The sequence below is a fragment of the Streptomyces sp. NBC_00075 genome (assembly GCF_045041225.1).
GTDB lineage: Bacteria > Actinomycetota > Actinomycetes > Streptomycetales > Streptomycetaceae > Streptomyces > Streptomyces adonidis.
Genome location: NZ_CP108243.1, coordinates 5,944,512 through 5,970,534, shown reverse-complemented (window position 1 = coordinate 5,970,534; position 26,023 = coordinate 5,944,512). Strand labels below are relative to the sequence as shown.

Here is a 26,023-nt window from a genome sequence, read left to right as displayed (position 1 = left end):
CCGGGGGGATCGGGCGATCGGGGGATTGCGTGGTGCCGGAACCATGGCAGGCGGATGCCTCCGCGCCTTATTTCTTTCTCAGTTACGCGCACGCCCCGCGCAATGGTTCCGACGGCGTCGACCGGGACATGTGGGTCCACCGGCTCTTCCGCGAACTGTGCGAACACATCAGCGAGATGGCCGACACCATCGGCCCGCCGGGGTTCATGGACCGCCGAATACGGGCCGGTGAGGCCTGGTCGGAGGAACTCTCCCACTCACTGGCCCGCTGCCGGGTGTTCGTACCGCTGTACTCACCCCGTTTCTTCCGCAGCACCTGGTGCGGCCGGGAATGGACCGTCTTCAACCGACGCGCCACCCGGCACCGCTCCGGCGAACCGGGCAGCCCCAGTGCGGTGGTCCCGGCACTGTGGTCGCCGGTGCCGTCCCATCAACTCCCCTCGGGAATAGGGAGTGTGCAATACGCGCATCCCGAAATGGGGTCCCGTTACCCCGACTACGGGCTCTACGGACTGATCAAGCTCTCCGCATACCGCAGGGACTATCAGCGTGCGGTACTGGAGCTGGCCCGGCGCATCGTGGACGTCGGCAACAACGTCCTGGTGGAACCCGGTCCGCGCACGCCCCTGGACACCGTGCCCGACGCCTTCACTCCGCCGTCCCACGCGAGACCGCAGAAGACGCTGCGGATCACCGTCGCCGCGTGCACGTCCGACTGCGTGCCGGAGGGGCGCGGCAGCGACTACTACGGCGACTCCTGCCTGGAGTGGGACCCGTTCGCCCCGGAGTCCCCGGCGTCGATCGCCCGGGCGACCGCCGAGATCGCCGAACGCCTCGGCTACCGGCCGGAGGTGGCGGAGTTCCCGCACCGCTCCGGCGCCTCGGACGACATCGGTGACTTCCAGGGACCCGAGGTGATGCTCCTCGACCGCTGGCTGCTGCTCGACGCCGAACACCGCGAGCAGCTGCGCAGGTTCGACAAGGGCCACCGCCCCGCGACCGGCCTCATGGTGCCGTGGAACGCCGCCGATCCCGACAGCGAGGACACCGGGACCGAGCTGGCGGCCGAGACCGCGGCCACCCTGCCGCGCAAGATCAGCCAGGGTCGGCAGGCCTCCCGGCGTGCCGTCGAGGGCATCCCGGACCACGAGTCGTTCGGCGAGTTGCTCCCTTACGTCCTGGAGTGGGCGGCGACCCAGCACCTCAGGAACCCGCCCGTCCGCCGGTCGCCCGACCAGGGCACACCGCGTTTCCGGCTGCGTGACCACCTGGACGACGACGCGCGCACACAGGAGCACCGCCCGCCCGACGAAGAGGAGGAGGACCGCGATGACCAGTGATGACGAACGTGAGGGCCAGGCCGGCCGCATCATCACGTTCTACTCGTACAAGGGCGGCACCGGCCGGACGATGACCCTGGCCAACACCGCCTGGATCCTGGCCGCCAACGGCAAGCGCGTCCTCGCCGTCGACTGGGACCTGGAGGCGCCCGGTCTGCACCGCTTCTTCGAGCCCTTCCTCGATCCGGACGCCTCCGGCGCCACCACCGGTGTCATCGACCTGCTCGCCGAGTACGCCTGGGCCGCGGCCGACCCGGCGCTGCCGGAGCCCCGACCGGCCGACTGGCACCGGGAGTTCGCCCGTATCCAGCGGCACGCGGTCTCCCTCGACTGGCCGTTCCCCGGTTCGGGCACGCTGGACCTGGTCCAGGCCGGCCGGCAGAACCGCGACTACTCGGCGACCGCGGGCGGCTTCGACTGGGACAACTTCTACAGCCAGTTGGGCGGCGGCCTCTTCTTCGACGCCCTGCGCGACGACATGCGGCAGAACTACGACTACGTCCTCATCGACAGCCGCACCGGGCTGTCCGACATCGCCGACATCTGCACGGCCCACTTACCGGACGTCCTCGTCGACTGCTTCACCCTGAGCAACCAGAGCATCGACGGCGCCGCGAACGTCGCCCGTTACATCGCCAGGCACGCCCCCCACCGCCGCCGTATCCGCATCCTGCCCGTCCCGATGCGGATCGACGAGGGCGAGAAGGAGAAGGCCGACGCCGGCCGGTCCCTGGCCCGCGCCAAGTTCGACCAGCTTCCCAGTGGCATGACCGCTGCCGAACTCGCCGGCTACTGGGGCTCGGTGGAGATTCCCTACCGGCCGTTCTACGCCTACGAGGAAACGCTGGCCACCTTCGGCGACGAGGCGGGCAACGCCGGCTCGCTGCTGTCGGCGTTCGAACGGCTCACGGCGGTCATCAGCGACCAGGAAGTCACGGCGCTGCCGCGCATGGACGAGGAACTGCGGCTGCGCTACAAGAAGGAGTTCACCCGCGCACCGACCGCCCTTCCCGACGATCTGCACCTGAGCTATGTCGCCGAGGACCGGATGTGGGCCGACTGGATCTACGCCCTGCTGCGCGGAGCCGGCTTCCGGGTCGCGCTCCACTACGTCGGTGGTGAGGGCGACGGCGCGGAGCAGCCCGCGGACCGCACCGTCGTCGTGCTCTCCCCCTCGTACGAGCGTTCGGCGCGTGCCCGCCAGGTGTGGGAGAAGGCCACCGGGGGACTCCCCGTCGGCCGCCGCCAGGTGGTCGCCGTCCGGGTCGGCGACATCCGGCCGTCACCGTCGTTCAGCGAGTGGCCCTCGGTCGACCTGGTCCGGCTGGACGAGCGCAACGCCGCCTCGGCGCTGCTGCGCGCCCTGGGCAAACCGATCGTGCCCACGGAGAACACCGTCGACGGCCCGGCCATGGAAGCCCGTTTCCCCGGCACCGCACCCAAGTTCTGGAGCGTGTCACCGCGCAACACCGCCTTCACCGGCCGCAGCGCCCTGCTGGAGCGGCTGCGGAACAGCCTCGGCAACAGCTCAGGCGGTGTCTCCCCCGGGCCGTACGCCCTGTACGGCCTCGGCGGGGTCGGCAAGACCCAGATCGCGCTGGAGTACGTCCACCGCTTCGGCACCGACTACGACCTGGTCTGGTGGATACCCTCCGAGCAGAACGAGCTGATCATCTCCTCGCTGGCCGAACTCGCGGGCAGACTGGGCCTGCGCATCGGCGAGGACGCCGCGCAGGCGGCCCAGGCGGCGCGGGACCATCTGCGGCAGACCGGTTCGACACTGCGCTGGCTGCTGGTCTTCGACAACGCCGACGAACCGCAGGACGTCAGCCGGCACTTCCCCGGCGGCAACGGCCACGTCCTGGTCACCTCCCGCAACCAGACCTGGCTCCAGGAAGCCAAGGCGCTGGAGGTCGACCCGTTCCTGCGTGAGGAGAGCGTCGAGCACCTGCTGCGCCGCGCCGCCGGCCTCAGCGAGGAGGAGGCCGACCGGGTCGCGGCGGCCGTCGGCGACCTGCCGCTCGCCCTGGACCAGGCCGGCGCCTGGCTGGCGGCGACCAACATGCCCGTCGACACCTATCTGACGCAGCTGGACCAACAGGCCGAGCAGGTCCTGTCGTTCAGCCAGCCCGCCAACTATCCCAAGCCCGTCGCCGCCACGTGGAACGTCTCCATCGAGCGCCTCAAGGAACGGTCACCGGCCGCCGTACGCATGCTCCAGCTGTGCGCGTTCTTCGCCGCGGAGCCGATCTCCATGGATCTCCTCTACGGCGACGAGATGATCCGGTTCCTGCCCCGCGAGGAACCCGGGCTGACGCAGAACATGGTCGTGGGACAGGTGATCCGGGAGATCGGCCGCTTCGCCCTGGCCAAGGTGGACCGGGCCACCAACTCCATCCAGGTCCACCGTCTGGTCCAGGCCGTGATCCGCTCCCAGCTCACCGTGCAGGAGCAGGAGGACGCCAAGCATGTCGTGCACCGCATCCTGACCGGCGCCCGGCCACCCGGCGAGCAGCCGATCGACGATCCCAAGAACCGCGCCGCCTTCGCCACGATCTGGCCCCACCTGGAAGCGTCCGAGGCCAGCAGGTGCGACGAGCCGGAGACCCGGCAGCTGCTCATCGACCGGGTGCGCTACCAGTGGAAGCGCGGTGATCTGGGCGCCGCTCTCGCCCTCGGCCAGGAACTCCGCTCGGCATGGGAGACTCAGCTGACCGAGCGTCGCGGCCAGCTCGCCGGGCTGGAGAGGCGGATCGCCGAGGCGGAGACCCCGGCCGGCCGGGCGGACGAGAACGACCTGTCGGCACTGGCCGTGGAGAAGCGCTACGTCACCAACCTCCACTCCCAGATCCTCCACCTGTGCTCCCAGATCGCCAATGTGCTTCGCTCGCTGGGCAAGTACGTGGAGGCGGAGCGACTCGGCGCGGACACCCTGGCCCAGCAGCGCGTCCTGCTTCCCGCCACCAACCCGTACGTCCTGATGACCACCACCGGGCTGGCCACGGACCTCGGCAGCGTCGGCCGCTTCACGGAGGCCCTGGACCTGGCCATCGAGGCGTACAACGGCTTCAAGGAGAGCTTCGGCGAGGACCACCCGAACACCCTCAACGCCAACAGCAACCGCGCGCTGTGCCTGCGTCTGCTCGGCCGCTACAGCGAGGCCCTCGACGTCGACCAGGAGGTCTACGACCGACGGCGCAACGACCTGGGCACCGACCATCCGGCGACCCTGGCCACCGCCACCAACCTCTGCCGCGACCTGCGCGAGGTGGGCGACTACGCCACGTCGATCTCCCTGCTGCGCAGCAGTTACGCGGCCTATCAGCAGCTGTTCGGCGACACCTATCCGGAGACCCTGCGCACCGCGAAGAGCCTCGCCGTGTCCCTGCGCAAGGCCGGACAGGTCGACGAGGCGCGTCTGATCACCCAGCAGACCCATGAGCACTACCGCGCCCGCGAGATCCCGGCCTCCACACCCGATGTACTGGACTGCACCCTCAACTACGCCACCGACCTCTACGCGACCGGCAACCGCGACGAGGCACTCGTCCTGGCCCAGGAGATCGTCCCGCAGTACCAGCAGGCACCCGGTACGCGCCATCCGGCGACCCTGGCCGCCCTCAACAACCTCGGTATCTTCCTGCGGGGTTCGGGCGACCGGGAGAACGCCCGGATCCTCCTGGAGGACACCCTCGCCACCTTGCGGGACGTACTCGGCGAGGCCCACCCGTACAGCCTCTCCTGCGCGGTCAACCTCGCCAACGTGCTGGCGGAGGACGGGGAGTTGGAGCGGGCGGAGAAGTTGGAGCGGCTGGCCGTCACCGGGTTCCAGCCCAGCCTCGGCCAGAACCACCCGGACACCGTCGTGTGCCGGGCCAACCTGGCCCTCACCGTGCGGGCCCTGGGCCGGAAGGCCGAGGCCAAGCAGTTGCAGGACGGGGCTCGGGAAGACCTGAAGCGACTGCTCGGCAAGGACCACCCGCACACCGTGAGCGTCATCGCGAACAAGCGCATCCACCGGGACCTGGAGCCCCTGCCGGTCTGAACACCTTTGCTCTGTACGAGAGTTCAGGACCGGTCGGCCAGCAGCCAGGTCACGATGTCCGGCAGCACCCGCAGCGACGCGAAGTGCGCGGCGGCGGGCTGGAGGATCGCGGTCACGCTGGGGATCCGGGTGGCCAGCCAGCGGGTGTGGCCGACCGGGGAGAACGAGTCCTGCTCGCCGTGCCACAGCAGCACGGGTACGGAGATGTCGGTCACGGAGAAGCCCCAGGGACTACAGAAGGACAGGGCGTCGTCCACCCAGCCGTCGGCCGACACCCGCAGCGCCTCCCGGTAGTTGCGCAGCAGCATGGCCCTGATGCCCGCGTCGGCGACCACGCGCAGATCGGACTCGGTGAGTTCCCGGCGCAGTTGCATCAGCAGCTGAAACGGATCCTTGCGGATGGCGACGGACCGCTTGCGCAGACTGGCGGCCAGCCGGTCCGGGCGGGCCAGGGCCTTGGTGTACTCGCTGACGTTGGAGGCGGCCATACCGTCGAACCAGTCCAGTCCGTCCGCGTCGTGCGGCGCCAGACTCACCAGCACGGCGACCCGAGTCACCCGGTCGGGCAGCAGCGCGGCACAGGCCAGGGCGTGCGGGCCGCCGCCGGAACGGCCGACGACCGCGAACCGCGCGATGCCGAGGTCGTCCGCGATCGCCGCGACGTCGGCGGCGACATGGGCGACGAGGCGTCCCGGAAGCGGATCGGAGGGGCCGTAACCAGGACGGTCGTAGGTGATCATGCGGACCTGCTGGTGGTACAGCAGCATCGGCCGGGGAGCCGGGCCGAGTCTGCTGCCAGGTGTGCCGTGCAGCAGAAAGACCGGTAAGCCACTCGGATCGCCGCTGACCTCGACGGCTAATCGGCGCCCGTCCCCCGTGCGCACCTCGCTCCGCACCCCGTGTGCCTCCCCTCGCGCCCCGCTCGCGAACGTGCGCCGCGCGGCTGTGCCACGGGGCATTCCCCATGGTGGCCCAGATCATCCCGTCATGCGGGGGTTTTGGGGCTTCCGTTGTGATCGGCGCAAGCTATGAACGCGGCCCAGGAGGCCGCCGAGAAGATCAGCGGGCGGGAGTGCGGGGCCTTGCTGTCCCGCACCGGAACGAGGTCCGCGTAGCCGTCGGCGACCTCGACGCAGTCGTTGGCACCTCCTCCGCTGTAGCTCGACCTGAAGGGCCACCGGCGATCATGCGTCTCCTCGCCGATGACATCGAGGCAGCCCAACTGGACTCCGGGGAGCAGGTCTTGATGGGGGCGCGGGCCTTGCTCGATGACCCCAAAGCGGGGGAGCGGGCCGTACGTTTCGGGCTCACGCGGGCCGCCGAGTCACTCGCTGACGTCCTGCGGATCGCGGTCAGCCGGGGTGGGCGGATCCCGGCGGAGCGGTGATACCCGGGTGCCGGGTGCCGGGTGCCGGGTGCCGGGTTCCTCGGTCGCGGAGCCGAGCAGAGGTTCCGCTCCGCGACCGAGATTTTCCCCCGTTGCGAGATCAACAATGCCTGGGTGGCTTGCCCTTGTCGTTCGCAGGCGGTGCACACTTTCTTGGCCCTGCGTCTACTCCCCTCAGGACAGCCTCTGTTGTCTGTGTTCTCTGGGTGACATTCCGTACTCGGCGCGGAACGCCCTTGTGAAGTCCGACGGGCGCTGGTATCCCCAGCGGGCCGCGATCACATGGATCGGCGTGCCGCGCAGTGAGGCCTCCGCCAAGTCCTTGTGTGCGTTCTCCAGGCGTCGGCGCCGGATCCACCCCGCCACCGTCTCGCCGCCCGCCTGTTGCTGGAAGATGCGGTGGAGGTAGCTGAGCGAGATGTTGTGGGCGGCCGCTATCACCGGCGGGGTCAGTTCCGGGTCGTGGAGGTTCTGCCGGATGAATCCCATGACTCGTTTCGCCGTTGCCCGGCCCCGCGTCTCCGGCGACAACTCACCCTCCGCCTCCAGGAGTTGCGCGAACCATGCCGACAGCAGGTCGAGGACCACCGTGCCCAGGCGCGGCGCGTCGGACTGCTGGAGCGTGTCGGCCTGGCGGTCCAGGCCGACGACGAAGTCCGCGAGCAGCGCACCGACCCCCTCCCGCCCCGGCAGGTTCCGGCCCAGCAACTCCCGTACCCGGTGCGGCGGCAGGGGCAGCAGCGCCTTGGGGAAGTCCACGGCCATGCCCGTGACGACACCGCCCTGCCGGTCGTCCGCCGACCTGACGTCGTACGGCTGCGAACTGTCGGCCAGGTGCAGGTCACGTGATGTGTACGTGCTTTCGCGCCCGGCGTGGTCGAGGGCCAGGCCGCCGTCGATCAGCAGCGTCAGGTGGTACAGCTCGGGGTCGGACTGGCGTACCAGTTTCGGGGTCCGTCGGTAACGCGTCGGCTTGAACGACATCTGGCTCACGACCACCGGGCCCAGCTCCAACAGCCGCTGTTCCGCCCAGAATTCGGCGGCGTGGGCGCTGACGAGTGCGCTGGAGCGCGTCCGGCCGACCAGTTCCTGCCAGTAGTCGAACCTGTCCCCCGCAGGTACGTCGTCCGTACGGAACACCGTCCCGATCATTCCGCTTCCCTCCGCCCGATCTCCGTCCCCGGTCTCCGGTCCCCGGCCTCCGGCCTCCGGTCCCGATCTTCGTTGCCGAAGTGCGGCAACCTTTCCGCCCTCGGCTGCGACAGCCAAGTGACGTCATGCCCCCTCCAGTTAACTCCTCACTCGATCGGAAGCCGTCGTGAGCGAAACCCGCAGCAAGCCGCCCCGCAGTCGCAGCCGTCACCGTCGGCGCAGATCCGCCCTGGTCCTCGGCGTACCGCTGGCCCTGGCCTCCGCCGGAGCCATGGCCTACGGCGGCGTCTTCGGTGTGTTCGGTGCGGACGCGCAGCCGAAGGCCTCCGCCGCGACCGCCGCCGGCTCCGCGCTCGCCGGTGTCACCGACGTCGCCAACGGCTTCGCCTCGGTCAACGCCCTTGGGCAGAACGGGACTTACGGTGGCCGGGACGGCCAGACCGTCACTGTGAAGACGCTCGCCGACCTGGAGAAGTACGCGACCGCGGCCGAGCCGTACATCATCGTCGTCGCCGCGACCATCACCATGGACCCCGTCGGGAAAGAGATCAAGGTCCAGTCCGACAAGACCATCATCGGGGCGGGGACCTCGGGCCAGATCGTCGGCGGTGGCTTCTTCCTCGGGCAGGGTGTCCACAACGTCATTATCCGGAACCTGACGATCCGGGACGCGTACCAGGGTGTCTGGAACGACAAGGAGCACGACTTCGACGCCATCCAGATGGACGGCGCCCACCATGTGTGGATCGATCACAACGACCTTCGTCACATGGCCGACGGGCTCATCGACAGCCGCAAGGACACCACCTACCTCACCGTCTCCTGGAACAAGCTGAGCCAGGAGAACAAGGCCTTCGGCATCGGCTGGACCGAGAACACCACCGCCGACATCACCATCCACCACAACTGGATCCGTGAGACCGAGCAGCGCAACCCGTCCACCGACAACGTGGCCCACGCGCACCTCTACAACAACTACCTGGAGGACGAGGCGGGCACCACCATCAAGTCCTCGTACGGGAACTACTCCCGCGGCAAGACCAACATGGTGCTGGAGAACTCCTACTTCCAGGGCATGACCAACCCCGTCGTCCGCGACGCGACCGCCACCGTCGTCCAGCGCGGCAACGTCTTCTCGGGGACCACCGGCAAGAACGAGAGCGGGGGTTCCGGCGCCGCCTGGGACCCCAAGAAGTTCTACAGCTACACCCTGGACAAGGCCGCCGACGTGCCCGCGCTCCTCAAGTCCGGTGTGGGGCCCCGCAGTTCCGTTGCCAAGGCGACCGCCGCAACGACAACCGCCGCTGCCGCGACCACGCTCACCGTCGCCGCCGACGGCTCCGGCCAGTACAAGACGGTGCAGGCCGCCGTGAACGCCGTACCCGCCAACAACGCCTCCCGCGTGGTGATCTCCGTCAAGCCGGGCACGTACCGCGAGGTCGTGAAGGTGCCGTCGAACAAGCCGCACGTCACCATCCAGGGCACCGGCGGCAGCCGCAAGGACACCGTCATCGTGTACGGCAACTCGGCCGGCACCCAGAAGCCCGACGGGTCGGGCACCTACGGCACCCCGGGCAGCGCGACCCTCGCCGTCGAGTCGGACGACTCCCAGGTCCGCAATCTCACCGTCACCAACGACTTCGACGAGGCCAAGAACCAGAGCCAGGCCGGTCACCAGGCCGTCGCCCTGCGCACCGGCGCCGACAAGGTCGTCCTCGACAGTCTCATCGTCAACGGCGACCAGGACACCCTGGAGCTGGAGACCGCCGCCAAGGACAAGCTCGGCCGCGTCTACATCACCAACTCCTATGTCACCGGCAACGTCGACTTCATCTTCGGGCGGGCCACGGTCGTCGTCGACAAGTCCGTCATCACGCTGAAGAAGCGCTGGGACGGCACCTCGGCCGGCTACATCACCGCCCCGAGCACCCCGGCCGACCGCAAGGGCATCCTGATCAACAGCACCACCGTCAACGGTGACGTGGCCTCGGGCAGCTTCTTCCTCGGCCGCAACTGGCACGCCGGCGGCGACGCCGCCCTCGACCCGCAGACCACGGTCCGCAACTCCAGCCTCAGCGCCGCGATCAAGACCGCGACCCCCTGGTCCGACATGGGCGGCTTCTCCTGGAAGGACGACCGCTTCGCCGAGTACAAGAACACCGGCGCGGGCTCGGGCGCCGCGAGCGGCAACCGCCCGCAGCTGACCGACGCCCAGGCCACCGGCCAGGAGGTCGCCGACTGGCTGGGCGACTGGACGCCGACGGCCGGCTGACCGACGTACACCCCTTGAAGACCGGCCGGGGAGCGGGGCACCGACGCCCAAGGGAGCGCACGTCGGTGCCCCGCTCCCCGGCCCCACCACCACACCACGCACGCCCCACCTCCCCAGCCCCTCCACACCCCTTTCCCAGGCCCACCACAGCCCGTAGCACCACGTTGGACGGATGGTTGCGCGGAAGATCCTGTTGGCCGATGACGACTCGGCCGTACGTGAAGGGCTCGACCGGGTGCTCCGGTTCGAGGGTTACGAGACCGTCCTCGCCGGGGACGGCCGCGCGGCCCTCGCCTATGTGTCCGCACCGGACACCGCACCCGACCTCGTGCTCATGGACGTCACCATGCCGGGCCTCGACGGGCTCGCCGCGACCCGGCGGCTACGGGCCTCCGGGTGCACGATCCCGATCCTGATGATCACCGGACGGAACGCCGTCGGGGACCGGATCGTCGCGCTCGACAACGGCGCCGACGACTACCTGATGAAGCCCTTCGCCATCGAGGAACTCCTCGCGCGGGTACGGGCGTTACTGCGCCGCAGCCCACAACGCGTCCCCCCGCCCTCACCACTCGCGGGCCTGACCTTCGAGGACGTCCACCTGGACCCGCGGACCCGTACCGTCACCCGCGCGGACCGCCGGCTCGACCTCACCAAGACCGAGTTCGCCCTCCTCGAATACCTGCTGCGACGGCCCGGCCTGGTCCTGGACCGCGCCCAGATCCTCAAGGACGTCTGGGGCTTCGACTTCGAGCCCACCTCCAACACCCTCGACGTGTACGTCATGTACCTGCGCCGCAAACTGGAGAGCCGGGGCGAACCCCGGCTCATCCACACGGTACGCGGGCTGGGCTACACCCTCAGGGCCAACGTCAACGTCTCCTCCGGACGGTAGGGCGCCCCGCCCAATGGCGAGGCCAGCCTCGCGTACACCCCGCCACGCGCCATCAACTCCTCGTGCGTGCCCGTCTCCGCGAGGCGGCCCCCGTCGACGACCAGGATGCGGTCCGCGTCCGGGGCCAGGCTCAGATCGTGGGTGATCATGATGGTCGTACGGCCCGTCATCAGCCGGCGCAGCGCCGGGACGATCCGGCGGGCGGCGATCGAGTCCAGCCCTGCCGTCGGCTCGTCGAGGACCAGTACGGGCGCGGCGCGCAGCATGGCCCGCGCGATCGCGATCCGTTGCAGCTGCCCGCCGGAGAGCGTGGCCGTGCCGGGCGCGATCCGCGTGCCGTACCCCTCCGGGAGCGCCGCGACGAAGTCGTGGGCGTCGGCCGCCCGCGCCGCCGCCTCGATCTCCGCGTCGCTCGCGCCGGGGCGCCCGCACTCGATGTTCTCGCGGATCGAACCGTGCAGGATCAGCGTCTCCTGCGGCAGCAGCGCCACGTTCTCGCGCAGGAAGGCGAGGGGTACCTCGGTCAGCGGGACGCCGTCCAGGCAGATCACGCCGGACGAGGGGTCGTAGAAGCGGGTGAGGAGTTTCGACAGGGTCGATTTTCCGGCGCCGCTCGCTCCGGTGATCAGGACCAGCTCGCCGGGGGCGGCCGTGAAGGTCACGTCCCTGAGGGACTCCTGGTCCGTGCCGGGGTAGGTGAAGGAGGCCCCATGGACGCTGACCCAGCCGCGTACCGGCCACGCGTCGACCGGGTGGGCCGGGTCTGCGACCGCCGGTTCGGCGTCGAGCAGCTCGCCGAGGCGTTCCGCGCCCGCGGTCGCCGCCGTCAGGGTCAGACCGAGCTGGCCGAGACTGCGGATCGGCGGGTAGAGGTAGCCGACGAAGGCCGCGAAGGCGAGCAGCGCGCCCAGGGACATACGCCCGGCGGAGATCTCCCACACACCGAGCCCGATCACCGTCAGCACGCACAGCGTCTCGACGACCTCGACGAACTGCTCGTACATCTCGCTCAGCCGCGCCCCGCGCACACTCGCCCGCATCCAGGCGCGGGCCTCGCGGTCGAGGCGCTTCTCCTCGTCGCGGCGGCGGTTGTAGGCCTGGGTGAGGACGATGTTGCCGAGCGACTCCTCGACCACCGAGGTGATCGCGCCGTCGGCGACCCGCTCGTCCTGGCTCGCGGTCCTGATGCGGCCGGCGAAGCGGCGGGCGGCGAGGAGGAAGAGGGGGGCCAGGAAGAAGGTGACGAGGGCCAGGTCCCAGCGCAGCCAGAGGGCGGCGGCGGAGTAGAAGACCGCCGAGAAGGCGGCGGAGACGGTACCGACAACGCCCGACACGACCATCTGCTCGATGGCCTCGACGTCTCCCGTCAGACGCTCCACCAGGTCGCCCTGGCGGTGCTTCTGGAAGAAGTCGGGCGGCAGATCCTGGACATGCCGGAAGACGCCCGCCCGGAGCCGCAGCACGAATCTCTCGGCGGTCCAGGTCGCGAGCGAGTTGCCGGCGTAGCCGACGAGCGCGCCGAGCACGGCGACGGCCAGCCAGGCACCGGCCGGACCCCAGAAGGCGGAGAGGGAACCGGCCTCCAGGGCGTTGTCCGTCAGCTCCGCGAACAGCAGGATCGCGGCGGTCTCGGCCAGCGCGGACACCACCACGCACGCGACGATCGCCACCAGCCACTTCCGGTCACCCCGCGTCAACGGCCAGAACCGGCGGAAGGCCTCGCGGACTTCCCTCATGGTCACAACTCCCTTCCGTACACCGGACATGGCTGAGGCGGGGCCACCGGGACGAGCGCACTCGCCCTCCGATGGCCCCGCCTCACAGCGGGCCTCAGCCCTGGTGCCCGACCGGACGGCGCTGGACCTTCTTCGGCGCGGCCTTCTTCAGGACCTTCTTCTTCGGCGCGGGGGCGGCGGGCTTGGCGGCCTTCTTGACGGGGGCGATCTTGTGGAAGCTCATAGGAATTCCCTCCCGGGTTGTGAATTGGCTGTTTGCGGTTTGCTCTTAGCTGTGTCAGTCCTTATGGGCGACCGGGCGACGCTTCGGAGCGACCTTCTTCGGAGCGGCCTTCTTGGGCGCCGGGACGGCCTTGCGGGCCTTCTTGACCGGGGCGATCTTCTTGAAGCTCATGGTTTGCTCCTTCTGCCGTTGCTGTTTGCTTTCGACATGGAAAACATTACGGGACCCGAGAAGCGAAAAAAGCCAATTCCGCTTAGACCTCGGTTAATTGCAGCTGAGACCGATTTTCAGGACACCCGGGGAACCGATCCGCAATTCACACAGGACTTATTACGGGCATTACAAAGGGCCCAGGGCGACAAGCCCTGGGCCCTTCGAGAAGCAACCGGCAACTACTACTGCACGATCGTGATCCGGTTCGCCGCCGGCGGCGCGATCGGCGTCGTGGCCGTGGAGTTGGCGGTCAGGTAGTCCGCCAGTGCCGCGAGGTCGTCCGTGCCGACCAGGTCGTTCGTGCCCTGGCCCAGCGTGGTGAAGCCGTCGCCGCCGCCCGCGAGGAAGCTGTTCGTCGCGACACGGTAGGTGGCGGCCGGGTCGATCGCCGCACCGTTCAGCTTGACCGAGTCGGCGACCACGCGAGCCGCGCCCGTCTTCGTCAGGTCGAGCGTGTAGGTGAGCCCCGAGGACACCTGGAGCACCTTCGGCGAGGCCGCGTTGGTGCCGCTCACCTGCTCCTGGAGTACGGAGATCAGCTGCGCGCCGGTGAAGTCCTGGAGGTTGACCGTGTTGGAGAACGGCTGGACCGTGAAGCCCTCGGCGTAGGTGACGACCCCGTCGCCCTCGGTGCCCTTGGCCGCGTAGGTCAGGCCCGCGCGGATACCGCCCGGGTTCATCAGCGCGAGGTCGGTCTCCGGGTCCAGCCCCTTGCCGTACGCCAGTTGCGCGTCGGCGATGAGGTCGCCCATCGGGGACTCGGTGCCGACGTTGGTGATGTCGCCCGAGATGTAGCCGATCGCGCGGTTGCCGATCGGCGCCGCCAGGGTGTTCCACTTGGCGATCAGCTCGGTCATGTCCGCGGCCTTGGCGACGGTCCGGGTGACCACGTGGTTCGCGGAGGAGACGGCCGTACGGGCGATGTCACCCGTCCAGCGGTCGTACGTCAGCGTGGTGTCCGTGTAGAGGCGGCCGAAGGACGCGGCCGAGGTGACCGTGCGCGGCTTGCCCGACGGGTCCGGGATGGTGCAGGCGTACGCGGCGTGCGTGTGCCCGGTGACCAGCGCGTCGACCTTCGGGGTGATGTTCTTCGCGATGTCGACGATCGGGCCGGAGATCCCGGAGCCGTCGCCCGCCGCGTCACAGTCGTAGTTGTACGAACCGGAGGCCGGCAGACCGCCCTCGTGGATCAGCGCGACGACCGACTTGACGCCCTGCTTCTCCAGCTCCTTGGCGTACTTGTTGATCGTCTCGACCTCGTCCTTGAACTTGAGGCCCTTCACGCCCTCGGCGGAGACGACACCGGGGGTGTCCTCGAGCGTCACGCCGATGAAGCCGATCTTGACGCCGTTCTTCTTCCACACCCAGTAGGGCTTGAGGATCGGCTTGTTGGTCTTCTCGCCCAGCACGTTCGCGGCGAGGTAGGGGAAGTCCGCCCCCGAGAACTTCTCGCCCTCGACGTAGCAGCCGTCGACCGGGTGGCAGCCGCCGTTCTGAAGCCGGGCCAGTTCCTTGGCGCCCTCGTCGAACTCGTGGTTGCCGACCGAGGTGACGTCCAGCTCCAGGCCGTTGAGCGCGTCGATGGTGGGCTCGTCGTGGAAGAGGCCCGAGATCAGCGGGGAGGCACCGACCATGTCGCCGCCGGCCGCCGTGATCGAGTACGGGTTGTCCTTGCGGGCCTCGCGCAGATGCGTGGCGAGGTACTCGACACCGCCCGCGTCGATCGTCTTCGTCGTGCCGTCGGCCTGGAGTTCGGTGACCCGGCCGGAGGAGCCGGACGGCGGCTCCAGGTTGCCGTGCAGGTCGTTGAAGGACAGCAGCTGCACGTCCTGGTAGCGGCTCGGCTTGCTGTGGCCGTGCCCGGGCTTGTACGTCGTCTCGCCGGCGCTGGCCGGGAGCGCGGCGGCGAGCGCGCCGACCGTGGCGATACCGGCGGCGCCCGCGATCAGCAGACGTGCGCGTCTGCGGCGGTGGTACGGCTGGGGTGTGGCTGGCATGTGCCCCCCTGAAGTTCGTAAGAGGAGAGGAAGGGACGCCCGAAACGGACGTAAGAACTGCGTGAGAATTCGGTCCCGTCCCGGCGCAGCCTAGGGTCAACGCGCGTAGCGCGACAGGGGTTCAGGGTTACGGAACGGTTGCCGCCTCGGGAGATTCACCACGAATCGGGCAGGCCTTACCCTCGTAGCCATGACCAGCGACGACACCGCGCCCTCCGGCCCCCCCGTCCTGTCCCGCTCCATCGACACCCTGGCCGCCCTCGCCCCCGGGCAGGCCGACGCCGTTCTCACGCTGCTCGCGGAGGCCGCCCGGACCGACGGCCAGCAGGCGGTGTCCGAGCAGGGGCGGCTCCAGCTGCGCGGGGGCGCCCGCGAGGGCGTGTCGCACTTCCTGCTCTCCGTCGGCGGCCAACTCGTCGGCTACGCACAGCTGGAGGACACCGACCCGGTCGAGGCCCCGGCCGCCGAACTGGTCGTCCACCCGGCCCACCGCGGGCACGGCCACGGCCGCGCCCTCGGCTCGGCGCTGCTGGCCGCCTCCGGCAAGCGGCTGCGCGTCTGGGCGCACGGCGGCCACTCCGCCGCCCGGCATCTCGCCCAGGTCCTCGGCCTCACCCTGTTCCGTGAACTGCGCCAGCTGCGGCGGCCGCTGACCGACCTGGACCTGCCCGAGCCCAAGCTCCCGGCGGACGTGACGGTACGGACCTTCGTGCCCGGCGAGGACGACGCCGCCTGGCTCGCCGTGAACGCCGCCGCCTTCGCCCACCACCCCGAACAGGGCTCGCTGACCCAGCGCGACCTCGACGACCGCAAGGCGGAGGCCTGGTTCGACCCGGAGGGCTTCTTCCTCGCCTTCCGCGAGGGCGAACTCATCGGCTTCCACTGGACGAAGGAGCACACGGCGGAGGGCCTCGGCGAGGTGTACGTCATCGGCCTGCGCCCGGGAGCCCAGGGCGGCGGCCTCGGCCGGGCGCTGACGACGATCGGCCTGCGCCACCTCGCGGAGCGCGGGCTGCCGACGGCGATGCTGTACGTCGACGCGGACAACACGGCAGCCGTGCGGCTGTACGAGCGGCTGGGCTTCGCGACCCACGAGACGGACCTCATGTACCGCACGGAGTCATAACGTCATCACGCACAGGGGGCGGTGATCTTGACACCGCCCCCTTCCTTGCACCACCCTTTCACTACTCAACTAGTGAAAGGGTGGTTGTACGCGTGGTCGAGTACCGCATCGACAGGCGCACCGGCGTCTCCACCTATCTCCAGATCGTCCAGCAGACCAAACAGGCCCTGCGCCTCGGCCTGTTGGAACCCGGCGACAAGCTGCCCACGGCCCGTGAGGTCGTGGAGGCCACCGCCATCAACCCGAACACCGTCCTGAAGGCCTACCGCGAACTGGAACGCGAAGGTCTGGTCGAGGCCCGCCGGGGCCTCGGCACGTTCGTCCGGAAGTCGCTGGGGGCGGCCCCGGCGGACTCCCCGTTCGGCGCCGAACTCGACGACTGGGCCAACCGGGCCCGCGCGGCAGGGCTCGAACGGGACGACGTGGCGGCGCTGTTCAACTCCGTACTCGACACACATTTCAAGGGGGACCAGGGATGAGCGACACCGCCATGGAGGCGGCCGGGCTGGGCAAGCGGTTCGGCGTGCGGAAGGGCTGGGCGCTGCGCGAGTGCGCGTTCCGGCTGCCGGCCGGCCGCGTCTGCGCGGTCGTCGGGCCCAACGGCGCCGGCAAGTCGACGCTGCTGGCCCACGCGGCCGGTCTGCTCAGGCCCACCGAGGGCACGCTCACCGTCCTCGGCACCAGCCCGGCGGCGGCCCGCGAGCGCGTCGCGTACGTCGCCCAGGACAAGCCCCTGCATCCCCAGCTCACCGTCGAGGACACGCTCCGCTACGGCCAGGAGCTGAACCCCCGGCGCTGGGACAGGACCGTCGCCGAGCGGATCGTCGCCGACGGCGCCCTCGACCCGTCCGCCAAGATCCGCACCCTCTCCGGCGGTCAGCGCACCCGGGTCGCGCTCGCCCTCGCCCTCGGCAAGCGCCCCGAACTGCTGCTCCTGGACGAGCCGATGGCCGACCTCGACCCGCTCGCCCGGCACGAGCTGATGGGCACGCTGATGGCCGACGCCGCCGACAACGGCACCACGGTTGTCATGTCCTCGCACGTCGTCGCGGAGCTGGAGGGCTCCTGCGACCACCTCCTCCTCATCGGCGCAGGCCGGGTCCGCCTCGCCGGCGAGCTGGACGGCCTGATCGCCGCCCACACCCTGGTCAGCGGCCCGGCCGCCGACCTCGACGGACACACGGTCATCGAGTCCCGCACGACGGGCCGCCAGACCACGGCCTTGATACGCCCCGGGGGCCGCCTGGCCGGCACCTGGCAGAGCGCGCCCCCCACCCTGGAGGAACTGGTCCTGGCGCACCTCCGCTCCCCCGAGGCCCCGTCGCTACAGCTCAGCGCCGAAGACCCGACCGAGTCGGTGGAGGCCACCGTATGACCACCCTGCCCGCCGCCGAGACCCCGGCACGGAAGCTCAGCCCAGAAGACGCGGAGACCTCGGCCGCCCCCACTGCCGCCGAGACCCCGGCACAGAAGCCCGGCACGGCCGCCTCGGCCGCCTCTGTGGAGGCCGCCGTATGACCACCCTCGCCTCCGCCGAGGCCCCGGCGCGAAAGCGGTCCCGCAGCCTGTACCGCCCCCACGGCCTCACCTGGGCCCTCCTGCGCGTCCACCGCTCCGCCCTCTGGTTCTGGCTGCTGTACGTCGCCGTGGCCGCCGGCGTGCTCCTGTGGGCGTACGGGCCGGGCGCGACCGCCGCCATGGACGAACTGGCGGCCTCGGGCTGCCGTGACGGCGGCGTGCCCAACCTCGGCTGCGACATGCTCGGACCGGCCGGGAACCGCTGGGACTCGGGCGTCGTCCTCGGCAGCCTCCTCGTCTTCTTCGCCCCGTTCCTGATCGCGGCCTGGGCGGGCGGCTCGCTCATCGGCCGTGAGCTGGAGGACCACACGGCCCAGCTGGCCTGGACTCAGTCCGTGTCCCCGGTCCGCTGGCTGGCCGCGAAGCTCGCCCTGCCCGCCGTACTGATCACCGCGGGCATGCTCCTGCTCACCGTCCTGCACCGCCTGATGTGGGAGGCCACCGGCGAACTGCGGCAGGGCAACTACAACTGGTACGACAGCCAGGTCTTCGAGCCCAACGGCACCCTCGCCACCGCCTACGCCCTGCTGGGCCTGGCCCTCGGCGTCCTCGCGGGCCTGGTCGCGCGCCGCTCGCTGCCCGCGCTCGGCATCGGGATCGTCGGCATGGGAATCGTCGTACAGCAACTCCAGTCCCTGCGTCCGCACCTGTGGCCGGCCGTGACCCGGACGAGCACCGTCGGGTTCGAGGACGACGGCAGCATGACGGTCGACAAGGGCTCGTACACCTCCACCGGCGCCCGCATCCCCGACCTGTTCTGCGACGACAAAACCCCGTGCGTCGCCCGTTACGACGTCGCCGGCGTCTACCGCGACTACCACCCGGCCTCGCACTTCTGGCCCCTCCAGCTCATGGAGACGGGCATCCTCCTCGCCCTCGCGACGGTGGTCACGCTGATCGCGTTCGCCCTCATCCGACGCCGCACGGGAGCCGCCGTATGACCGCCACCACCACCCTCGCGGCCCCCGCAGGACCGCAGCGCACCCGCCTGCGCCTCCACGGCCTGCCCGGGGCGCTGCTGGTCCTGCACCGCTCGGCCCTCTGGTTCTGGCTGCTGCTGGTCGCCGTGGCCGCCGGGGCGCTGCTGTGGATGTACGGATGGGGCGCCGACGCCGCCTTCGCCGAGTTCTTCCGCAGGGGCTGCGTGGACGGGGTGCTGAACGACGGCTGCGACTACATAGGCCCGGCCTACACCCGCTACGACACCGCCGAGACCGTCAGCGGCGGCCTCATCAACCTCGTACCGCTGCTCGCCGCCGTCTGGGCGGGCGCCGCGCTCATCGGCCGCGAACTGGAGAACGGCACCGCGCAGCTGGCCTGGACGCAGTCCGTGTCCCCGGCGCGCTGGCTCGCCGCCAAGCTCGCCGTACCGGCCGCCCTGCTGACCGCAGGCACCCTTCTCCTGGTCCTCCTGCACCGCCTGGCGTGGGGCGCGCACACCGAGCTGTTCCGCGGGATGGGCACCCGGCAGTGGCACGACGAGGGCACCTACGTCGCGAACGGCACCCTCGCCCCCGCGTACACGCTGCTCGGCCTGGCCGTCGGCGCGCTGACGGCACTGGTCGTGCGGCGGTCGCTCGCCGCCATGGGCACCGCCTTCTTCGCCTTCCTCACCCTTGATTACGTGATCACGTCACTGCGTCCGCACCTGTGGCCGGTCGAGACCCTGACCAGCAAGGACGGCTACCCGGACTACATCGGCATGGTCGTCGACGACGGCGCCCTGACCTCCGCCGGACAGCACGTCGCCGATCCGATCTGCGTGAGCAACGCCCAGTGCCTCGCCCGCCACGACATCGTCGGCTACTACCGCGACTACCACCCGTCCGCCCACTTCTGGCCCCTCCAGCTCATGGAGACCGGCATCGTCCTCGCCCTCGTCGCCGCCGCGACGGCCGCCGCCTTCTGGCTGCTGCGCCGCCGTACAGCCTGAGGGCGCCCGGGAGCTGTCCGCGTATGCCCCTTCCACCGGGGAGGAGGGGCATACGCGCACCCCGCCGGTACCGGTGATCACACCTGCGAGCCGCCCCCCGATATCCCGCACGTCATGTCCTCGTAACCAGTGATTCAGCCAGGCTTGCGAGGCTCACCCAATGACGCCCGCCGTGCCTGAGCATTCACCGCCCGCAGAGGGCACCCACGGGACCGGAGCCGCCCAGACGGTGCCGGCCGCGCTCCCGCCCGCGCGTTCCGACGCGCCCGTCCCGGCCGCGGCGCGGAACAATGGGGTCATGAGCCAGCCAAACGCCCAGTCGCAGGTACAGCACGCCCAGCCGTCCGTCGGTTCCCTGACCTCCCACCGGCCGCACACGGTGTCGGCCGTGGTCTCCGACCTGGAGCCGGACATCGACGCCGACCTCGACGAGTACGAGGAGGCGCCCTACGACGGGGAGCTGCTGCCGCAGGGCCGCTTCCTCGACCGGGAGCGCAGCTGGCTCGCGTTCAACGAGCGGGTGCTCGAACTGGCCGAGGATCCCAATACGCCGCTCCTCGAACGGGCTAATTTCCTCGCGATCTTCGCGAGCAACCTGGACGAGTTCTTCATGGTCCGGGTGGCCGGTCTCAAGCGCCGCATAGCCACCGGCGTCGCCACCCGCTCCGCCTCCGGTCTCCAGCCGCGCGAGGTCCTGGAGATGATCTGGGCCCGGTCCCGCGAGCTGATGGCCCGGCACGCCGCCTGCTACCAGGAGGACGTCGCCCCGGCGCTCGCCGAGGAGGGCGTGCACCTGGTCCGCTGGGCCGAGCTGACGGAGAAGGAGCAGGCCCGCCTGTTCACCCTCTTCCGCCACCAGATCTTCCCGGTCCTCACCCCGCTGGCCGTCGACCCCGCGCACCCCTTCCCGTACATCTCGGGTCTCTCCCTGAACCTCGCGGTGGTCGTACGGAACCCGGTGAGCGGACACCGCCACTTCGCGCGCGTCAAGGTGCCGCCGCTGCTGTCCCGCTTCCTGGAGGCCTCGCCGAGCCGGTACGTGCCCATCGAGGACGTCATCGCCGCGCACCTCGAAGAGCTGTTCCCCGGCATGGAGGTCCTGGAGCACCACGCCTTCCGCCTCACGCGCAACGAGGACCTGGAGGTCGAGGAGGACGACGCCGAGAACCTCCTCCAGGCCCTGGAGAAGGAACTGATGCGGCGCCGCTTCGGCCCGCCGGTGCGCCTGGAGGTCGAGGAGTCGATCGACCGGTACGTCCTCGACCTGCTGGTACGGGAGTTGAAGATCACGGAGGCGGAGGTGTACCCGCTGCCGGGTCCCCTCGACCTCACCGGCCTCTTCGGCATCTCCTCCCTCGACCGGCCCGAGCTGAAGTACCCCAAGTTCATCGCGGGCACCCACCGCGACCTGGCCGAGGTGGAGTCGGCGTCGGCCCCGGACATCTTCGCGGCCCTGCGCGAACGGGACGTGCTGCTGCACCACCCGTACGACAGCTTCTCGACCTCCGTCCAGGCGTTCCTGGAGCAGGCGGCCGGCGACGACGACGTCCTCGCCATCAAGCAGACCCTGTACCGGACCTCGGGCGACTCCCCGATCGTGGACGCCCTGATCGAGGCCGCCGAGGCGGGCAAGCAGGTCCTCGTCCTCGTCGAGATCAAGGCCCGCTTCGACGAGCAGGCCAACATCAAGTGGGCGCGCAAGCTGGAGGAGTCCGGCTGCCACGTCGTCTACGGCCTCGTCGGCCTGAAGACCCACTGCAAGCTGTCCCTGGTGGTCCGCCAGGAGGGCGACACGCTGCGCCGCTACTCCCACGTCGGCACCGGCAACTACCACCCGAAGACGGCCCGCCTGTACGAGGACCTGGGCCTCCTGACGGCCGACCAGCAGGTCGGCGCGGACCTCTCGGACCTGTTCAACCGCCTGTCCGGCTACTCCCGCCGAGAGACGTACCGCCGCCTCCTCGTCGCCCCCAAGTCCCTTCGCGACGGCCTGATCGCGCGGATCAACAAGGAGGTCCAGCACCATCGTGCCGGGCGTCCCGCGTATGTCCGCATCAAGGTCAACTCGATGGTGGACGAGGCGATCATCGACGCGCTGTACCGCGCCTCCCAGGCAGGCGTCCCGTGCGACGTCTGGGTACGCGGCATCTGCGCCGTACGGCCCGGGGTCCCGGGTCTCTCCGAGAACATACGGGTCCGTTCCGTCCTCGGCCGCTTCCTCGAACACTCCCGGGTCTTCGCCTTCGGCAACGGCGGCGAGCCCGAGGTGTGGTTCGGCAGCGCCGACATGATGCACCGCAACCTCGACCGCCGCATCGAGGCACTCGTCAGGGTCACGGACCCGGCCCACCGGGCCGCGCTCAACCGGATGCTCGAAACCGGGATGTCCGACACCACGCAGTCCTGGCACCTGGGCCCGGACGGCGAGTGGACCCGGCACGCGACGGACCCCGAGGGCCACCCCCTGCGGAACGTCCAGGAGATGCTCATAGACGCCCGGAGGCGTAGGCGTGGCACAGCAACACCTTGAACCGACCGACCCCACGACGGCCGGACCCGTGAGCGCCGACGCGCTCGCGGACTACCTGAGGGCGCAGGCGACGGAGTTCCTCCGCGCCCTGCGCCTCCACAGGGAGACAGGCACGGGCTCCTCCTCGACGGAGGAGCCCGTGGACGCGGCCCGCGCCCTGCGCCACGCGGCCCGCCGCATCACGGGCACCCTCCACACCTTCCGCCCGCTCCTAGACCCCACCTGGTCTGAGGCAATGCACCCCGAACTGGCGTGGCTGTCAGGCACGCTGGCAAGGGAGCACGCATACGCGGCCCGCTTGGAACGCCTGCTGCTGGCGCTTCAGCGCTTGTCGGGGGCGGTCGTCCTCCCGGCCCAGGCGAGCACCGTTGTGGGCAGTCGTTCCGCTGGGGCGGAACGGGTGGGCACAACGGCTCCCAGCACCGCCGGTGCCCAGTCCCACCCCGCAACCCCAGACCGCAGCAACCTGACAGTAGGCGCCGCAAAAGCAGGCGCCCTGCTCGAACGCCAGCTGACCCTCGCCCGCACCCGATCCCACTCGGCAGCCCTACAAGCCCTGGGTTCCTCCCGCTTCCACGCGGTCGCGGACAACGTAGCGGTCCTGGCCAGCGAGGTCCCCCTGACCCCCGCAGCCACCGCCACCCCCACCGACCTACGCCCCCTCGCCACCGCAGCGGACGAACGCCTCTGCGACGCGGTCAACGCCCTCCCCCTCCTCACCGCCGGCCACCCCTACAACGCCGAGGCCCTCATCCACGGCCTCTCCCCCGACCCGGCCCCCCACCCCCAGGACGCCCCCTGGCACCACGTACGCCTCCTCCTACGCCTGCGCCGCTACGCCCACGAGGTCCTGGACGGCGACGAGGCCCGCGTGGACGTACGCATGCTGACGGCCGGCACGGCGCTCAACCGCCACCGCGACGCCTCCGAGGCCGCAGCCGCAGCGGCAGCGGCGGCCCGCACCCCCCGTATCGCCCCGGCGACCGCGTACGCCCTCGGCGTGCTCCACGCCGACCAGCGCCACGAGGTCGAGGCGGCCCGGTTCGCGTTCCAGCAGTCCTGGGAGAAGAAGGCGATGAGCACGAGGTGACGTCCGCCGACGAACGCCCCGTACTCGCGGCGGGCTGCGTCCTGTGGCGCCGCTCGCCGGTGGACGGCGGCCTGGAGATCTGCCTGGTCCACCGCCCGAAGTACGACGACTGGTCGCACCCCAAGGGCCGGCTGAAGCACGACGAGGAGACCCTCGCCGCCGCCCTGCGCGAGGTCGAGGAGGAGACGGGCTACGAGGCCGCCCCCGGCGCCCCGCTCACGACCACCCACTACGAGGTCAACGGCCGCCCCAAGCAGGTGAGTTACTGGGAGGCGGAGGCAGTCTCGGGCGCCTTCGCCCCGAACGACGAGGTCGACCTCATTCTCTGGCTGCCCCCGGCGGCGGCCCGCGAACGCCTGACCCAGCCCCGCGACAGGGACCTGGTCGACGAGGCAGTGGCCCTGCGGCGGAGCCACTAGCCGGGGCGGCTAGAGCATGTCCCCCTGGTGGCCCTTGCCGTCCGTGCGGGCCATGCTGCGGGCCCGCCGGGCCGGTCCGCGCCAGCCGCAGCTGCATCTCGCGAAGCAGAAAGGCCCGTGTTCCACCATGGAAACGGAGTGTTCTTCGGGAAACTGAGCGGACTCGCTTCGATCCTGCTGCGCCACACCCATCACGGTACCCACGGCCAGGTGCTGCATCTTCCCGGGGGATAACCCCCGGACCCCCAGCAGACAAGCAGACAAGCAGGTCAGCCGGCAGAACCGGCGCGGACGAGGCGAGGCAAACCCGAGGGCGTGACAACCTCCCCCACCCCTCGTTAAGCGGAACGACAGGGGCCGTGGACCGACGGCCCGGCTTGGGGGTGGGCGGCGATGGACCGGCGGCGGCACTGGCGAGCGAACGGGGCGGTCGCGACGGCCGCCGTGACAACGGGTCTCCTGCTCTGCGCCACCGGCTGCACGGGCAACGGCGAGGCCGCCGCCGGGGACGCGCGCCCGGCCACCGACGCGGTCCGCGTCCTGCACGGCGCCGCCGCGACCCTGGTCGACGCGGGCACCTCCCGGACCACCACCTCCATGGAGATGGCCACCGGCGGCACCCGGGTCACCATCCGGGGCGAGGGCGTCTACGACTACGGCAAGCAGCTCGGCCGCCTCAAGGTGCTGCTCCCCCAGGACCCGGCCGGCGCCAGCCCGCACCGCCCGATCACCGAACTCCTCGCCCCGGGCGCCCTGTTCATGAAGAACCGGGGCGCGGGCGTCCCCGCCGACAAATGGGTACGGGTGGACACGGCGACCCTGTCCGACGGCAACCTGGTGACGGGCGGCGCCACGGACCCCTTCGCCGCCGCCGAGGTCCTGCGCGGGACACGTGAGGCGACCTACGTCGGCCGGACCCGGGTCGGCGGCACCGAGGTGCGGCACTACAAGGGCACGGCCGACCTCGCCAAGGCCGCGAAGAGCGCCTCACCGGGCAACCGGGGCCCGCTGGGAGCGGCGGCGAAAGGGTTCGCCACCGCCGAGGTCCCCTTCGAGGCCTACCTCGACGACGAGGGCCGTATCCGCAAGCTCCTGCACCGGTTCAGCTTCGTCAACGGACAGCACAAGGGCACGGTCGCGGTCGCCTCGACGACGCTGCTGTACGACTTCGGGGCCCCCGTGCGCGTACGGCTGCCGCGGCCCGCGGACATCTACGCGGGCCGGATCGCCGAGCAGTGAGACGGTCACAGTGGGACTGCCGTCCGGAAATGAGGGAAGGTGAGCCGGGCGGAGCAACCCGGCCCGCCCGTGCTGCGTCCGCCGTAGCGCAAGGACTAGCCCGTCCGTGCCATGCGCGGTGTGTAGACCACTCCCTACTCTAGGAAGCGGTGACGGCAGAGAAGAGGTGATGCACGTGGCTCCGGTCGGCGGTACGGCAGTTCAGGACCACGTGGCCCTCGCCGAGATCGAGCTGTGCGGAGAGCTGATCATCGCGGCCTCGGCGGCCGAGGAGGAACGGCTCAGTCTGGAGAGCATCGACGAGGTGCTGAAGGTGGCGGAGGAGCGCGAGGGACGCAAGGTCCCGTCGCCTGGCTGAAAAGCGACGGGCGCCCCGGGCATGGACGGCCCCGGGCCTGGACGCCTGGTGGCTCAGGTACGCAGCAGACGACCGATCGCCTTGGTCGCCTCCTCCACCTTCGCGTCGATCTCCGTACCGCCCTTGAGGGCCGCGTCGGCGACGCAGTGGCGCAGGTGCTCCTCCAGGAGCTGGAGGGCGAAGGACTGGAGGGCCTTGGTGGAGGCGGAGACCTGGGTGAGTATGTCGATGCAGTAGACGTCCTCGTCGACCATCCGCTGGAGCCCGCGGATCTGTCCCTCGATCCGGCGCAGCCGCTTCAGGTGCTCGTCCTTCTGCTTGTGATAGCCGTGCACGACGTCGTGCGTCTCCGCGCCGGCCTCGGTGGTCGTCATCGCGTGGTCCTCCCGTTGAACAAGCACCGTCGAACAAACATGAGACACAAAAGCGCCCATATACCCCTGCCGGGTATATGGTAACCAACTTTGCTGGGTATAGGGCCCTTGCCCGG

General features: G+C 70.4%; 23 protein-coding genes. 16 read left to right on the top strand and 7 right to left on the bottom strand.

Features of this window, described 5'->3' with window-relative positions; translation table 11 throughout:
• Positions 1–32: 32 nt before the first annotated feature.
• Complete coding sequence (locus OG787_RS25945) at positions 33–1,340, top strand: TIR-like protein FxsC (RefSeq protein WP_405536523.1); 1,308 nt, start codon at positions 33–35, stop codon at positions 1,338–1,340.
• A complete protein-coding gene (gene fxsT, locus OG787_RS25940) occupies positions 1,330–5,385 on the top strand; it encodes an FxSxx-COOH system tetratricopeptide repeat protein (protein WP_405536522.1) in 4,056 nt (1,351 codons plus the stop codon). The genes OG787_RS25945 and fxsT overlap by 11 nt, the downstream gene beginning before the upstream one ends.
• 23 nt (positions 5,386–5,408) lie before the next feature.
• Here the strand turns inward: fxsT and OG787_RS25935 are convergent, their stop codons facing one another.
• Positions 5,409–6,269, bottom strand: coding sequence for an alpha/beta fold hydrolase (locus tag OG787_RS25935; protein WP_405540591.1), 861 nt, complete (start codon positions 6,267–6,269; stop codon positions 5,409–5,411).
• Between the two features lie 101 nt (positions 6,270–6,370).
• Positions 6,371–6,607 carry a DUF397 domain-containing protein gene (locus OG787_RS25930; RefSeq protein ID WP_405536521.1) on the bottom strand — a complete coding sequence of 79 codons (237 nt, stop codon included), beginning with the start codon at positions 6,605–6,607 and terminating at the stop codon, positions 6,371–6,373.
• Here OG787_RS25930 and OG787_RS25925 point away from each other — a divergent pair.
• A complete protein-coding gene (locus OG787_RS25925) occupies positions 6,572–6,772 on the top strand; it encodes a hypothetical protein (RefSeq protein WP_405540827.1) in 201 nt (66 codons plus the stop codon). The two genes, OG787_RS25930 and OG787_RS25925, sit on opposite strands and share 36 nt — an antisense overlap.
• Before the next feature lie 174 nt (positions 6,773–6,946).
• Here OG787_RS25925 and OG787_RS25920 read toward each other — a convergent pair whose 3' ends face one another.
• The gene (locus OG787_RS25920) at positions 6,947–7,924 is read right to left on the bottom strand and encodes an AraC family transcriptional regulator (RefSeq protein ID WP_405536520.1); all 978 of its coding nucleotides are present in this window, start codon (positions 7,922–7,924) and stop codon (positions 6,947–6,949) included.
• Positions 7,925–8,090: 166 nt separating this feature from the next.
• On the opposite strand from OG787_RS25920, the gene OG787_RS25915 reads away from it, so the two are divergent.
• Entirely contained in the window at positions 8,091–10,196 is a 2,106-nt protein-coding gene (locus tag OG787_RS25915; RefSeq protein ID WP_405536519.1) for a pectinesterase family protein, read from the top strand.
• A 172-nt stretch (positions 10,197–10,368) separates the two neighbouring features.
• The gene (locus OG787_RS25910) at positions 10,369–11,091 is read left to right on the top strand and encodes a response regulator transcription factor (RefSeq protein ID WP_369036143.1); all 723 of its coding nucleotides are present in this window, start codon (positions 10,369–10,371) and stop codon (positions 11,089–11,091) included.
• Here the strand turns inward: OG787_RS25910 and OG787_RS25905 are convergent.
• From OG787_RS25905 to OG787_RS25895, 3 genes are all read right to left on the bottom strand, one after another.
• Positions 11,049–12,827, bottom strand: coding sequence for an ABC transporter ATP-binding protein (locus OG787_RS25905; protein ID WP_405536518.1), 1,779 nt, complete (start codon positions 12,825–12,827; stop codon positions 11,049–11,051). The genes OG787_RS25910 and OG787_RS25905 overlap by 43 nt on opposite strands.
• Before the next feature lie 94 nt (positions 12,828–12,921).
• Positions 12,922–13,050 carry a hypothetical protein gene (locus tag OG787_RS25900; protein WP_369036141.1) on the bottom strand — a complete coding sequence of 43 codons (129 nt, stop codon included), beginning with the start codon at positions 13,048–13,050 and terminating at the stop codon, positions 12,922–12,924.
• Between the two features lie 395 nt (positions 13,051–13,445).
• Entirely contained in the window at positions 13,446–15,260 is a 1,815-nt protein-coding gene (locus OG787_RS25895; RefSeq protein ID WP_369036140.1) for a bifunctional UDP-sugar hydrolase/5'-nucleotidase, read from the bottom strand.
• 190 nt (positions 15,261–15,450) lie between these two features.
• On the opposite strand from OG787_RS25895, the gene mshD reads away from it, so the two are divergent.
• From mshD to OG787_RS25840, 11 genes are all read left to right on the top strand, one after another.
• Positions 15,451–16,386: a mycothiol synthase gene (gene mshD / locus OG787_RS25890; RefSeq protein ID WP_369036139.1), complete on the top strand. Its 936-nt coding sequence runs from the start codon at positions 15,451–15,453 to the stop codon at positions 16,384–16,386.
• Positions 16,387–16,478: 92 nt separating this feature from the next.
• Positions 16,479–16,865, top strand: coding sequence for a GntR family transcriptional regulator (locus OG787_RS25885; RefSeq protein WP_369036138.1), 387 nt, complete (start codon positions 16,479–16,481; stop codon positions 16,863–16,865).
• Positions 16,862–17,761 carry an ABC transporter ATP-binding protein gene (locus OG787_RS25880; protein ID WP_405536517.1) on the top strand — a complete coding sequence of 300 codons (900 nt, stop codon included), beginning with the start codon at positions 16,862–16,864 and terminating at the stop codon, positions 17,759–17,761. The genes OG787_RS25885 and OG787_RS25880 overlap by 4 nt, the downstream gene beginning before the upstream one ends.
• A complete protein-coding gene (locus OG787_RS25875) occupies positions 17,758–17,904 on the top strand; it encodes a hypothetical protein (RefSeq protein ID WP_405536516.1) in 147 nt (48 codons plus the stop codon). The genes OG787_RS25880 and OG787_RS25875 overlap by 4 nt, the downstream gene beginning before the upstream one ends.
• Complete coding sequence (locus tag OG787_RS25870; protein ID WP_405536515.1) at positions 17,901–18,905, top strand: ABC transporter permease; 1,005 nt, start codon at positions 17,901–17,903, stop codon at positions 18,903–18,905. Before OG787_RS25875 ends, OG787_RS25870 begins: the two co-directional genes overlap by 4 nt.
• The gene (locus OG787_RS25865) at positions 18,902–19,897 is read left to right on the top strand and encodes an ABC transporter permease (RefSeq protein WP_369036134.1); all 996 of its coding nucleotides are present in this window, start codon (positions 18,902–18,904) and stop codon (positions 19,895–19,897) included. The genes OG787_RS25870 and OG787_RS25865 overlap by 4 nt, the downstream gene beginning before the upstream one ends.
• Positions 19,898–20,195: 298 nt before the next feature.
• Positions 20,196–22,427 carry an RNA degradosome polyphosphate kinase gene (locus tag OG787_RS25860; RefSeq protein ID WP_369036133.1) on the top strand — a complete coding sequence of 744 codons (2,232 nt, stop codon included), beginning with the start codon at positions 20,196–20,198 and terminating at the stop codon, positions 22,425–22,427.
• Complete coding sequence (locus OG787_RS25855; RefSeq protein ID WP_405536514.1) at positions 22,408–23,517, top strand: CHAD domain-containing protein; 1,110 nt, start codon at positions 22,408–22,410, stop codon at positions 23,515–23,517. Before OG787_RS25860 ends, OG787_RS25855 begins: the two co-directional genes overlap by 20 nt.
• On the top strand, positions 23,514–23,936 hold the full coding sequence (locus tag OG787_RS25850) for an NUDIX hydrolase (protein WP_369036131.1): 423 nt from the start codon (positions 23,514–23,516) through the stop codon (positions 23,934–23,936). Before OG787_RS25855 ends, OG787_RS25850 begins: the two co-directional genes overlap by 4 nt.
• Positions 23,937–24,329: 393 nt before the next feature.
• Entirely contained in the window at positions 24,330–25,175 is an 846-nt protein-coding gene (locus tag OG787_RS25845) for a hypothetical protein (protein ID WP_405536513.1), read from the top strand.
• A gap of 169 nt (positions 25,176–25,344) precedes the next feature.
• Positions 25,345–25,533, top strand: a complete 189-nt coding sequence (locus OG787_RS25840; RefSeq protein WP_405536512.1) for a hypothetical protein — start codon at positions 25,345–25,347, stop codon at positions 25,531–25,533.
• A gap of 53 nt (positions 25,534–25,586) precedes the next feature.
• Here OG787_RS25840 and OG787_RS25835 read toward each other — a convergent pair whose 3' ends face one another.
• Positions 25,587–25,907, bottom strand: a complete 321-nt coding sequence (locus tag OG787_RS25835) for a metal-sensitive transcriptional regulator (protein ID WP_235477083.1) — start codon at positions 25,905–25,907, stop codon at positions 25,587–25,589.
• Positions 25,908–26,023 lie beyond the last annotated feature (116 nt).